The organism is Halomonas sp. DP5Y7-2 (assembly GCF_019802025.1).
In the GTDB taxonomy this organism is placed as follows: Bacteria; Pseudomonadota; Gammaproteobacteria; order Pseudomonadales; family Halomonadaceae; genus Halomonas; species Halomonas litopenaei_A.
Map to the genome: position 1 here is coordinate 521,549 of NZ_JAHVHY010000004.1, position 12,587 is coordinate 534,135.

At 53.7% G+C, this 12,587-nt stretch carries 10 protein-coding genes, 1 pseudogene and 1 other annotated feature; of the genes and pseudogenes, 4 read left to right on the forward strand and 7 right to left on the reverse strand.

Annotated elements, in window-relative coordinates; all coding sequences use genetic code 11:
• Positions 1-185 precede the first annotated feature (185 nt).
• Entirely contained in the window at positions 186-557 is a 372-nt protein-coding gene (locus KUW18_RS09060) for a YkvA family protein (RefSeq protein WP_222561214.1), read from the forward strand.
• 180 nt (positions 558-737) lie between these two features.
• On the opposite strand, the gene KUW18_RS09065 is transcribed toward KUW18_RS09060, so the two are convergent.
• Together KUW18_RS09065 and KUW18_RS09070 are read right to left on the reverse strand one after the other, a co-directional pair.
• A complete protein-coding gene (locus KUW18_RS09065) occupies positions 738-1,805 on the reverse strand; it encodes a zinc-dependent alcohol dehydrogenase family protein (protein WP_261396522.1) in 1,068 nt (355 codons plus the stop codon).
• A gap of 135 nt (positions 1,806-1,940) precedes the next feature.
• Positions 1,941-2,849, reverse strand: coding sequence for a LysR family transcriptional regulator (locus KUW18_RS09070; protein ID WP_206941053.1), 909 nt, complete (start codon positions 2,847-2,849; stop codon positions 1,941-1,943).
• A gap of 218 nt (positions 2,850-3,067) precedes the next feature.
• Here KUW18_RS09070 and KUW18_RS09075 point away from each other — a divergent pair, with 218 nt between their 5' ends.
• Both KUW18_RS09075 and KUW18_RS09080 read left to right on the forward strand, forming a co-directional pair.
• On the forward strand, positions 3,068-3,781 hold the full coding sequence (locus tag KUW18_RS09075) for an enoyl-CoA hydratase/isomerase family protein (protein WP_222561215.1): 714 nt from the start codon (positions 3,068-3,070) through the stop codon (positions 3,779-3,781).
• Between the two features lie 359 nt (positions 3,782-4,140).
• On the forward strand, positions 4,141-4,563 hold the full coding sequence (locus KUW18_RS09080; protein WP_222162823.1) for a DUF3617 domain-containing protein: 423 nt from the start codon (positions 4,141-4,143) through the stop codon (positions 4,561-4,563).
• 229 nt (positions 4,564-4,792) lie between these two features.
• On the opposite strand, the gene KUW18_RS09085 is transcribed toward KUW18_RS09080, so the two are convergent.
• The gene (locus tag KUW18_RS09085; RefSeq protein WP_222561216.1) at positions 4,793-5,515 is read right to left on the reverse strand and encodes an enoyl-CoA hydratase/isomerase family protein; all 723 of its coding nucleotides are present in this window, start codon (positions 5,513-5,515) and stop codon (positions 4,793-4,795) included.
• A 117-nt stretch (positions 5,516-5,632) separates the two neighbouring features.
• On the opposite strand from KUW18_RS09085, the gene KUW18_RS09090 reads away from it, so the two are divergent.
• Positions 5,633-6,625, forward strand: a complete 993-nt coding sequence (locus KUW18_RS09090; RefSeq protein ID WP_222561217.1) for a GlxA family transcriptional regulator — start codon at positions 5,633-5,635, stop codon at positions 6,623-6,625.
• Between the two features lie 1,468 nt (positions 6,626-8,093).
• Here KUW18_RS09090 and KUW18_RS09095 read toward each other — a convergent pair.
• From KUW18_RS09095 to KUW18_RS09110, 4 genes and pseudogenes are all read right to left on the reverse strand, one after another.
• Positions 8,094-8,927 (reverse strand): annotated as a pseudogene (locus tag KUW18_RS09095) (IS3 family transposase); the annotation flags it as partial.
• Positions 8,548-8,654 (reverse strand) — a sequence feature (AL1L pseudoknot). Its footprint overlaps the pseudogene before it by 107 nt.
• 239 nt (positions 8,928-9,166) lie before the next feature.
• Complete coding sequence (locus KUW18_RS09100) at positions 9,167-9,745, reverse strand: hypothetical protein (RefSeq protein WP_222561218.1); 579 nt, start codon at positions 9,743-9,745, stop codon at positions 9,167-9,169.
• 2 nt (positions 9,746-9,747) lie between these two features.
• The gene (locus tag KUW18_RS19885; RefSeq protein ID WP_222561219.1) at positions 9,748-11,085 is read right to left on the reverse strand and encodes a cyclic GMP-AMP synthase DncV-like nucleotidyltransferase; all 1,338 of its coding nucleotides are present in this window, start codon (positions 11,083-11,085) and stop codon (positions 9,748-9,750) included.
• Positions 11,086-11,688: 603 nt separating this feature from the next.
• Positions 11,689-12,555: a hypothetical protein gene (locus tag KUW18_RS09110; RefSeq protein WP_222561220.1), complete on the reverse strand. Its 867-nt coding sequence runs from the start codon at positions 12,553-12,555 to the stop codon at positions 11,689-11,691.
• Between the last annotated feature and the right edge of the window lie 32 nt (positions 12,556-12,587).

Here is a 12,587-nt window from a genome sequence, read left to right on the forward strand (position 1 = left end):
AGCGCTGCATACCTCTGCCGAGCGGTGCCCGGCGCCCGCGGGGCAGACCCCACAGCCCATGCGGTACAGGTAAGGCATGCAATGGCGTGCCATCCAGCGACTCGTCCAGGCAGGCATTGACGCAGTGCGGGCTTGGCTCACGGAATGAGGCCAGGCTGCCGGTAGCTGATCAGGAGGTTGATGAGATGAATGACAACACCAGGCAAGAAGTGATTCTGGCCGATGAACCAGATCACGCGGAACACTATTCGGACGAACGCTTCTGGGCCAAGGTCAGGCGTTATGCCAAGGCCGCTGGCGAGGTCACCCTGTCACGGGCGCTGACGCTGTACTACGCCGCTCGCGACAAGGACACCCCGGTGTGGGCCAAGACCACCATCTACGGGGCGCTTGGCTACTTTATTTCTCCCATCGACGCGCTGCCGGATCTGACCCCGCTGATTGGCTACACCGACGACATGGGTATGCTGGCGGTGGCTTTGATCACCGTGGCCTCCTACGTCAAGGAAGAGCATCGACAACTGGCGCGGGTCAAGCTGGCGCGGTGGTTTTCCTAGAGCAAGAGAGTGGAGCGGTGACAGGACAGGAGCCGGGGTTGGCCCCTGCGTATGCTGCACAGGTCGCCACTCGCGTTTGCCATAGACAAAGGGCTCGCCTGATGGCGAGCCCTGTGTCTTTCAGGACGCAATAATCGCGCCGTGGCCAGGCATGGATGGCCGGGGCACCTGGCGAGGCGATCAGGCGTCGCTTTCAGCGTCCAGCTCTACCACCACCTTGCCCACGGCCTTGCCGGAGGTGAGATGAGCATACGCCTGGCCGACATCGCCGAGGCCAAAGCGGTGGTCATCGACCAATGGGGTCAGTGCACCGGCATCGATGATCTCTGCCAGGCGCGCCAGGATCGTGCCATGAACCTCGCGGCCGACATTGTGAATCATCGGAATCAGCATGAAGATCACGTGCAGCGATGCGCCCTTGAAGTGTGCCGCCGACATGTCCAGTTCTGCCAGAGACAGGGTAGTGGTCACCTGGCCATTCAGCGCTACGGCATTGAAGGAGTTGAGCAGGTTGCTCCCCCCGACAGTATCGAAGATGACATCGAAACCAGCGCCGTCGGTGTAACGCTGCACGTAGTCATCGACGGACTGTTCCTTGAAGTCGATGGCGGTCGCGCCGAAGGACTCGATCTGGGCCAGCTGGGCGGCGCCAGACCCGGTGGCGAAGACCTCGCAGCCGAAGTGCTTGGCCAGTTGCACTGCCACATGCCCAACGCCACCGGCGCCGCCATGGACCAGCACCTTGTGGCCGTTACCTGCGCCTGACCGCGTCAGACCCTCGTAGGCAGTGATCGCCACCAACGGCAGTGCTGCTGCCTGGCGCATGGACAGGCGATCAGGCTTGCGGGCAATCAGCCGAGCATCTGCCAGCATGTAGTCCGCCAGGGTGCCTTGCAGATCACCCAGGCCGCCAGCGCAGCCGTAGACCTCATCCCCCGGTGCAACGTCGGTGACGCCTTCGCCGACCTCGACCACGGTACCGGCGAAGTCCATGCCGAGCACGGCGGGAAGGGCCGGCGCGATGGGCAGCTCTTCCTGGCCGAGCTGCCGGATCATGGTGTCGATAGTGTTGACGCTGGTGGCGCTGACGCGCACCAGCACGTGACCCGGTGTCACCGTGGGGCGCGGCAGGGTCGCCGGCTCAAAGGGTGCGTCGGGGCCGTAGCTGTTGAGGACCATGGCGTGCATGGTGCTGGTGGAGAGGGTGCTGGCGGAGAGGGTGCTGGCAGAGAGAGTAGTTGCGGGCATGGTGCGACTCCTGAGTCAGGGGTTGAGTTGCTGCTCAGGATGTCCGAATCGCCACGGCAGAAAAACGCCATGAGGCCGGAATCAGTTTCTTCCATTTCGCGAAGCTGGCCCGTGACGATATAGCCCGCGCCGTCGTTAGCGCTCCCAGACTGGCGGGTCGCCGATCTTTTCCAGCAGAAAATCGATAAACACCCGGACCTTGGCCGTGACCACGCTGGACTTTGGGTAGACCAGCCAAATTGCCGATCGATCGTCCACTTCGTAGTCCGGCAGCACGCGAATGAGGTTGCCCTGGTCGAGGTTGTGACGAACGCTCCAGAGCGCATGCATGGTGATGCCGACTCCCGCCACCGCGGCGTATCTCATGCTGGCGCCGTCATCGCAGTACACCCGCGGCTTGATCCCGGCGGGGGGAAAGGTGTGAGGGGTTCTGACGCCATGCTTGGCCAGCGCGCGGGGCGCCCCGTCCTGGAACACCAATAGGCTATGTTCGGCCAGTTGCTGGGGGGACGTGGGAATCCCGTAGCGCTCCAGATAACCGGGGGAGGCGCACAGAATACGGCGATCGTCGGCCAGCTTGCGTGCCTTGAGACTGCTGTCCTCGATGGGGTAGTTGCGCAGGGCCAGGTCATAACCGCCCTCGATCAGGTTCATCTGGGTATCGGAGAGCCGGAGATCGACGCTGATGCCCGGATAACGTTCCAGAAACTCCGGGAGGATAGGAGCAATGTACTGCTGGGCGAAGGTGCTGGATGCGGCAAAACGCAGTCGGCCGACCACGTCTTCGCTGTCCTTGCCAAGCACCGCAAGCCCGGCATCTGCCTGGGCCAGCATTTCCCTGGCAAAAGGCAGAAAGGCGGCACCTTCCGGTGAGAGCGAGACCTTGCGGGTCGAGCGGTGCAGCAGGTCGGCCCCCACCTGGGTTTCCAGCTTCGACAGTCGAGCACTGGCTACGGCGGGGGCGATTCCCAGCTGACGTCCGGCTGCGCTGATATTCAGCGTTTCTGCCGCCAGGACAAACAGGCGCAAGCCGTCGGTATCCATGCGCTGACTCCTGAAAGATGAGGGGGAGGGTATTATCGCGCGGCTTCAAGCGTTTACATCAAGTGCTCTGGCATTATATAGAAAACCTAAATTCTGAAAGCGGAAAGTAGCTATTCTGCTTGGTCCAACGGCGCGCTAAGTTGGCTTAGATAACGACGACAACAGAACAGTATCGCTAAGCCAACATCACCAAGCGACCATGCCAGCGGAGACACCCCATGCGCTACCAGAAGCTTGCCACCCTAGATGTTCAGATCGACGACGCCATCGCCTGGATCAGCTTCAGCGACGCGCCCACCGAACACTCCAGTGAGCTGGCACTGGAAGAGTTGACCACAGTGGTACAGCAGCTGGAACTGGACGTCACTATCAGCGTCGTGGTGTTTCAGTCGCGTCATCCCGATATTTTCAACGCCCAGATTGGTGGCAGCAGCTGCCAGCAGCTGGATGGAAAGTTCAACGTCCGCAATGAATACGCCTATCAGGACTTCAAGGCACTGTTGACCCGTATTGGTCAACTGCCCCAGGTGACCATCGCCCGGGTAGAAGGGATTGCCCGTTACGGTGGTCACGAGCTGGCCATGGCCTGTGACAGTTGTATCGCTGCCCGAGGCAAAGCCCGCTTCATGCCGATGGAAACCGCCATGGCGGGTCTCCAACAGAGTGACGCGCGCGACTCATTGGCATCGATCTATTTCGGCGCCTTCGGCCGTGACTATGGCGTCGGCCAGGTAGCCCTGGGCAACCGTGACTATGGTGCCGATCAGGCCGAGTACCTGGGAATGGTGCAGCGTGCGCTGGACCCGCACGAGATGGGACCCTACGTCGAGGAAACCGCGACACGCATGGCGCAGTCCCACTCCGCCAAGGTGGCCTCCATGCTGAGCCACGTCATCTCTCCAGCAGGTGCCGCCGCCGTCAGCCTGGCATAAGCAGGCCCTGAGCAGGCCCTGAGCAGGCCCTGACAAGGCCCAGAGAAGGCCCAGAGAAGGCCCAGAGAAGGCCCAGAGAAGGCCCAGAGAAGGCCCAGAGAAGGCCCAGAGAAGGCGCGGTCGAGCTAGCAGTGTGATCTGCCGAACACGGTGTTCACAGTGTATTAGGGAAACGCTGAATAAATGTTTCGAGCGATGACAGGTCGATCGCTGCCGGAGCGGAAAGACCGGAGTTTACATGCGGTAAAATAAGGATCTTGAGCACCCCCCAGCAGTCGAGATGTCGAGCGCCGTAAGTTATGCAGTGTGTCCTTGGCGTTGATAGGATACTGAGCTTCACTTATCGACAGGATGGATCCATGTCACGTCACCTTCTGCTTGCGACACTGCTCGTTGCCGTATCATCCACAGCCCTGGCTGCAGATCTCAAGCCGGGCCAGTGGGAGATCACTCAGAGCATGGAAGGCGCACAGCTGCCCGCCGAGATGACCGAAGAAAGAACCACTACCCAGTGCATGACCGCAGAAGAGTCCGATGACCTGGCCGCCACCATGCGCAAGGACTGGACCGAATCTGGCTGTGAGGGCATCACCATCGACCGTGATGGCAACGCCATCGACGCCCAGGCCTCATGCACCGCCGGTGCACGCAGCACCAGCTTCGATGCGGACATCACCCTCCACAGCGACGAGCACTTCGCCAGCGTGATCGACATGGATAACGGCCAGCAGGTCACCATCCATCAGGAAGGCCGCTGGTTGGGCGAAAGCTGCGAAGGCTGATTTGCGCTAAGCGTTGATCACCTGAATTCTTAGAAGAATCGCAGTGAAAGGCGTGCCGAGGGGCGCGCCTTTATCGTTTGCTTGGACGTAGTGCGGGAGTTATCTCGACGGTAGTCCCGCTCGATTGACTGCCAGGTGTCCATCACATCCTTGGACCCGGGCTCTCCCCATATCGAAGAGATAGCCCAGGGGAGGGGATTGTCCGCCTTAGTGTTGGGTGTCTGATTCCCTAATGCTCTTTGGATGCCCTCCTGCGAACCACCGCCGCATTGATTTCTTCCACTTCCTGGTCAATGCGCTGGTGATACTCATCGCCGGGATGCAACCAGTCCTTTATGCGCCGAAGTATGATGGGGTCCTTTGATGCGAAGTCTCTTGCGCGCTCAAATGCCCGTTCTTGCAGCTCTTCAGGCGGTGATAGCTCTGCGACGAGCCCCCACTGATATGCCTCTTCACCTGTGAAGGCCTCTCCACCGAAGATCAAGCGCTTGGCCCGCGGAAGCCCTATGGCGCGCTGAAGCAGCATAGAGCTTGCCGCCTCGGGAGCGATGCCCAGGGCGACAAAGGGTAGCTTGAACGTCGTTTCAGCGCTTGTGACGACCCAGTCAGCATGCAGAAGCCAGGTGACGCCTATTCCCGCAGCAGAGCCATGCGCAGCGATGACTAGCGGCTTGCGCACGTTGGCGATTGCATGCAAAAAGCATGGCACCGGGTCCTCGGGCTGTTGAGGCCACTCCTCGAAGGCTTTCAGGTCATGTCCTGCGCAGAAGCTCTCACCATTGCCTGTTACCACAATGCAGAGCACATCATCCCGTTGTTCGGCGTCGTTCAGGGCTGCGGTAAGTGAAATGAACATCGGCATGGTGATCGCATTGCGTTTTTCAGGCCGGTTAATACGTATGTGCATGATGCTGTCCTGGACACTGCACTGAATGGCTTCGCTTCGCTCCATGAGGAAGGGTCCTGTTCCGGTAGATGGGATACGACGGTGGTCATCGACATTGGACAGGCCTATGGCATCCACATACAGTGTGTAAAATGACATAAAATATGCGATTTACGACATCCTATGCCCCACGCAGCCATTCTCACTCTTGATCAGTGCTATGCATCGACTGCGGCGGGCTTTGCCGACATCCTGAATGTGGCAAATTCCCATCTGCGTCTCGCTCAGGCGCCGGTGTCGGCTTACTTTCAATGGGACTTTGTCTCAGCTGCGGGAGGCCCCGTCACCGCGAGCAATGGCCTGCCTTTGCAAACGTATCCGCTGGACACACGGCAGCATTATGATCTGGTGTTCGTGCCTAGCGTTTTTTACGGCGGTTCGCGTGAGTTCGATCACTTCCTCGCACAGCAAGCGGGGGCAAGTGAGTGGCTGTTGCAGCAATGGAAAGCAGGGGCCTGGGTGGCAGCCAATTGCACCGGTACGTTTGTTCTTGCACAAACAGGCCTGCTGAATGAGCGAGTGGCCACTACCACATGGTGGCTTGAGCGCCAGTTTCGTGAGAGGTTCCCAGAGGTGGACCTTCAGCTTCAGTCCGTAGTGACGGAAGAAGATCGCCTGATGTGCGCAGGCGCCTCAGCGTCGTACTTGATTCAGACGATACGTGTTATCGAGCGCTGTGCCGGACCTGTTATCGCATCGCAATGTGCGAAGACCATGCTGATAGATGTGAGTCAGGTGAGCCAGGTTCCTTATCTCCCCTTGCTGGCGAGGAAGCAGCACTCAGATGCTCTGGTAAGCCGGGCTCAGCAGTGGCTGCAACGCCATATGTCGAAACGTGTGCGGATGACGGATCTTGCAAAAGCACTTGCTGTCAGCGATAGAACGCTGATCAGGCGCTTTCGCGCCGTCATGAACCAGACACCGCTGGTCTACCTGCAGGAGTTGCGACTGGAAACAGCCCGCGCGCTCCTCGATAGCAGCTCCCATAGTGTTGAAGAAATTGTGGTTCAAGTTGGCTATAGCGACGTGAGCTCATTTACGAGGCTGTTTCGCCAACGAGTAGGACTTAGCCCTGGGGTCTATCGAGAGCGCTTTCATATGAAAACAGAGGGGTGAAGCTGTAGACAATGCGCGCCGTAGCAGGAAGTGACTCGAGACGATTCAATACACCTCCGCACAATGTTGCGCCATGAACGCGGTAAGACGTCAAGCTCGCTGTCTCTGACATCGCACAGAGCACTCGAATGCCGTATGACAGCCCAGAGCACAACTGTCTGAGCAGTGTGGTTGGCGAAACATCAACACGTGATAGGAGGATCGCTAGTGAGCGTGGGCCGTGAAGTGATGCTGGGTATTCAAGAAGTAGGTGATGGCGTGGGATGCGTTGATGGCGGCCTCTGCAGGATTCGATAAAAAAAGACAAGGTTTTGATTTTTCTTGGATTTAAAAAATGAGGAGAATCTCTATATACCAGTAGCTATACCATGCTTCCCCACTGAGGGCTTTATGCCAACGCTCACCTAGAGAGGACCTTAGGCACAGCCTTGATATAGCCTCAGCTTTTGGGATTTGGGAAGATTTATTGCTTCTCTGCGATGAAAAGGCTGCCCCAGTCCAGTAGCAGCTTCTGTTTGTTGAGGAGTTATCTCCCCACAAACTGTCGTGATTGGAGTGGCTTAGATTCTTTTCTCACTTGGAAGCGCTCGCCTTCAATTTCCATAATCCGATTGGTTAGGATCATTAATAGGCGAGCACAACCCGCTGAATAAAAATGACTCGGTTCAAATATGGCAGCATCGCCAACAGTTTTCCTATAAAGACTTCGCACTTGTCACGCAAACCCTTATCTTCCAAGGAAATCCGCACTTCATGTGCAAAGTCGTTTCTTATTGCTCATATTTTATCAATAGCCTTCATCTCATCTTTCGCGATCAGCCCTAATGAGAAAGCCACCTTGGCCCGTGAAGAGAATGACTTGAGTGGGCCGTCAGGCCCTCTGCGCAAGACCTCTTCTGTCACTCTATCCTCAACCAAGTACTTCTCTAACAATCGACACAGCATCTCGTCCAGCATTGCAGCCCATACGAGAACTAGGCCACGCTCAGTTCCACTTGCGTTCTCGCGATTCGCTTAATTAAGAAACTCCGTGGCATCAGGCCATGCGGCGGGAAGCTGGAGACTTTCAACTTCTTCACGGATATGGCTATCGGTTTTCGGTGGTGAAATGATCCCAAATTCGCCCTGGCAACAACGCTCAAATATCTCTCGCCCATGTGGATCTGGGTCAGTTGCAGAGGCCGTAAACGTAACCTCAGATCTCAGGTTATCGAAGAATACAAGACAATCTATAGCCGTCCTCTCATGATTCGTCCATCTCGGCTTTTTGACTGAACTATACGTTATTTTCATGCTATTCCTCTGAACCGCCACGGCTATCTCGGAGACTTCCACGTTTGAATCATGCCGCTTCGGCTGACTCTGTCAGTTGTCGATTTCTGCCTCGGCAGGTGACTTATTACCGATAGGGTCAAAAGCCGTCGATGATTGAACCAATCGACCTACTCCAGAGTAGCCAGTTTCACCGCAGAACTAAGTCGGTACTAGCGGTACTGGACACTCGCCAGCCGACGATAAGACGACGGGCAAAGACATCTATGATGAAGGCCTCATAGGCAAAGCCCTGACATATGTGGATGTATGTGAAGTCCGAGACCCACAACGCGTTGGGCTGATCTGCGCGAAACTTCCGATGGACCTTGCCCAAGGTACATGGGCAAGCCTTGTCGCTGATGGTGGTCTTGACTGATTTACCGCATCTGACACCCTGCAACCCCAGACGACGCACCAGACGTTCGACAGTACAGCGCAGTCTCGATTCTCTCGCGATTCAACTAACGTCAGACCTTGCGAGCGCCATAGACACGAAAATTGTTCTCCCAGACACGTTGAATTTCCTCACACAGCCACACATCACGTTGCTCCCGAACAGAGCGACGTTCTGGGTGATGACGGCGCTGCACATAGGCATAGTAGGTTGATGGAGCAATCGGCAAATCGGCTCGACTCCATGAACCGTGCGATGTTCGTCAATGAAGGCCGTCATGACATGGGTCAGCGGTTGAGCTCCGCCTGGGCAAAATACGCCGAGGCCTTGCGCAGGATCTCGTTAGCCTGACGAAGTTCACACACTTGGCGCTCTAGCGCTTTCATGCGTGTCCGCTCCTCGGCGGCCAGCCCTGACCGTTCTCCCGTATCACGCTCGGCCTGCCGAACCCAATTGCACAATGTCTGCGGAGCGCAGCCGAACTTGTCGGCAATGGACTCAATGGCATTGCGAGGGGGACTCTACTCTGGTGTTCACGCACCATGCGAATGCCCGTTCCTTGATTTCAGGTGAGTACTTCTTCGATTTCGTCATCACTCCATCCTCCCAAGAAATGGAGTTTCCGGGAGTCCCAGGCGGGTTCAGTAACAATTGGCGATACATTTCCCGAACCGCCAAGGATATCATATCAACCTATGACGACCCGGCTGAGACAGAGTTTTGAACACCCTCGCCAGCTCCGGCTTAACGCTTGGGTATGAGGACAGAAGCACCTTTGAAGAAACCTCAGCGCCCCTTGCACCTGGCTTTTATCAAAGTGAGGCCACGCATGCCTAAACCTCTTTAAAAAGTTCAATCACTCCCGCAGTATTTCTGCCATTCTGCCAACAACGATTAGTCCAAAAAACCCCTGTCATATGCATTGTTGATATGTCCATAACACGTAACCTAGCCGCTCCTTCGTAATAGCTATCATCAGTTTCTGAAGGGGTGTCATTGAAGCCTTTAAACATATATTCAAGCTCAAAGCAGCCGTCTTCAGCTCTAACTACTTTGCAGTAGTTTGCATATGTCCTACCTACCGTTGTCTTTCCTTTCATTTTTATAGAAAAGAAATCTGCCTCAATTTCCACTGGGAATTCTATCCTTTTCCCTCCACCGAAATTTGACTCTACTTTCCCTACCCACTTTCCATTAAAGTCGGGGCAGAAGCGATTTTTTAAATAATCTATATAAACATATCTCCACAGATGCTTTCCAAACAGCCATGCTAGGAATGTTATTGCTGTAACTGTATAAGAAATAGAGTTTAATAACGGCTTGTCAAGAAGCTCGTTAAAAGCAAGGAAAACAGCTATAGCGACTACTGCTGGCACCCCATATCTTATTTTTAATGGAAAAAGACTCCACATTATTAGCGTCTCCTACCCTTGTAAACTCTTTTCTTTTTTAAAGTTCGCGTAGGCTTAACTTGTACATGTATGGCCTTAAAGCCTTTAACAACACCGTTGTATGTAATCATACACTCCATCGTATGAGACCCTGTGTAAGAGGTTTCTCTTCTATGGTTCTCATTGAGTCTACCTGTAACTTTGTGCCCAATATCATTAGCGTCATTTGCTTGAACCCCAACATTTCTGACTGTCCAGTGTGCACTTGCGTGAACATGGAAAGCATTTTGATTGCATATTGTAAATGTCAGTGAATCACCTTTGGTAACAGATAATTTGTCCGCTGTTACGTTTTCAACATGATCACCATTCTTGTCAAATCTGCAAATTGATATTTCAGGCACAGTAACTACTGCTGGCAAGCCGGTACTACCTTCATCAGTATTTAAGGTAATTTGCGGAAAATAATGCTGAAAAAGATTTGAAAAGCTGATTGCTCTCTGAAAGTCACTTGAATCTACACACTGAAGACATACTTGTTTTAGTTCATCAAATTTCTGGTGAGCAAAGGTTGCGGAATCTTGAGACATTGCAACTAAATTACTACCATTTAAAGGGTTATTTACGATGAGCGTTGACTCCAAAGCGTCACAGATACTCAGCGCTGTATGTATAAAACTTTCATCTTCTCGGTCTCTTTTTTGCATATATTGAGCCACCAATACATTTACAGCTAATGACGGTATCTTCTTATGACCAGAACCTTGCCATTTCACATTTATCCAAGCCTTGAAGTATCGAACCAATCGCTTCATCAAGGCTCTACTTGAATTATCGCTATATCCATTGGTAAGCCATTCTTGGATAGATTTTGGGTCGCTATCAACCCAGCCTTCATTTGTCGCTAATTTTATGTTATTGTCTGTTTTAAAATAAATAGGAGTATCAATGGTCAGAAATGTTGTGAACTTCAATCCTTCGCAGGCATTTTTTGATTCCTGAAGTTTAGCCTCGTTGTTAATATTACAATATGAAGAAAGAGCTTCTTTTAACGTCTCTTTAACATCATTTGACTCAACCTCCTCTTCTTCGGCATCGATAAACAGGTAAATTCCAACATCGATGTCATACGAAGAAAATTTATCAACAGGCTTTATCAATGTATGGCTTTTATACGAACCTTGTAACCAAAACCTTACATCACACTCGAATGCATGCTTTAACTCTTCTCTTAAGAAATCTATCAACTCATCTTTCTTTGAAATGCCTTTAGAAAGTACTATCTCAGATAGCTGAGTCCTATTATGGAGGGTTTCAGCCGCCTTGTCATAAGAACAATAAAAAAGCTCACCACAATTCACTATGTACTCCTCAAGGGTTATTTTTCTAACAAAATAATAAGTGCTAATCAAATAGTCTACTGATATTTTAAAAAATCATCGTTACAATTAATTTTAAGCCAAGAGCTCAAATAAAATAAATAAGAATACGCATTATAACAGCACGGAGCATGGTTCCCCCTACCTATATATTGATTTTAGACATCAAGCCACCTCAAGAACAGTCCGGCTCTCCTAAGATTCTTCTTGTTTCGAACTTGCCATAGAATCACTCTTTCCGCCACTGACGCTACTCCAACGCCCAGTTCACTCTGCATAAATTCGCATGATTTCGCATGATCTTGTGGGCCCTCAGCACTCAGTGAAGCCCAGTAGTGGCGCGGCCTAGCCTCAAGTGCATGAGTGCACAAAAACTGGCAGGTTTAGCGCGCGGGCGGGGAGGGGTGTCGACAGCGCGCCAGGGTGGCGGACGGGTGAGGAGGGGGATGGTGGCAACTGGGCGCTGGTGAGCCAGGAGAGCTGGTTACTCAAGGACGCCCAGGGCAGCGCTTTTGATAGGGCCCGAAACGGATCAACCCCGCCGTATGGCGGGGTTGATGGGTAGGGAGCTTGTAGTAACTGCCCTTAGGCTGAAACGCTTGCCAGAGCGGCCTCCAGCTCCTTCAGTCGTCTTACGGTCGCCATTTTGTTTTGGATGGCTTCTCTCGGTATTTCACAGCTCAGCGGTGGGATTACTGTTTGCTGCTTATCGCTGGTATGAGGTAGCGGTACCAGCTTGAGGAAGAGAGCACCGATAGCAGCCAACTGTCTCTGCTCAATGTCATGCTTGATCTGCTGGGTCTCTTCTCGGTTGAGATGGCTGAGGAATCCTCTACCGAGCTGCTTGCTGGTATCGACGCCGAATTGGGCCATGTACAGCGGGTCGTTGTAGGTCTCGATAGCGACGTGTTCGAACATCGGTTCAAGGCAGTCACGCACGGCTTGTGCCGGCTCTACGGTGGCCAGCTCCTGCATTTTCTCTAGCAGCGTGCTGTAGGCATGAACTTCTTTTGCTGCTTGAGCCGCTGACTCATATGTCTGACGAGTGAATGCGGTTAGCAGTTGCAGCTGTTCGACCTTGGGCTCGAGCAGGCGGATCATGTCCTCGTGTTGCTCTGCCTGAATACGTGAATCAGCTTGTTGCTTTTGCTGCTCGAGGACGCTTTTGCTTTGCTTGCCATGGCTCGACATGAAGTCCTGCTTCCATGCCTTCTCAGCAGCCTTGCTCTGTTCTACAAGAGCTCGATGCGTCTTGCGTAACTTCTCCAGGGTCTCGTTGGCTTTGGCAAGCTCGTCTCGCTTTTCGCGGTAGTCGGTGATGGCCTGGTCTAGACGTGCGGATGCCTTTTCCTGGTTGAGTACCTTGACGCTCACCGGGATTGGAAATTGCTTGATGGACGAGAGGTGATCAACCGTATCCGCTAGGTGTTGCTGTTGGTCTGTGGTTGTCATGGTGTCGTCGTCCTGAGTAGCTGAGGTGGAGG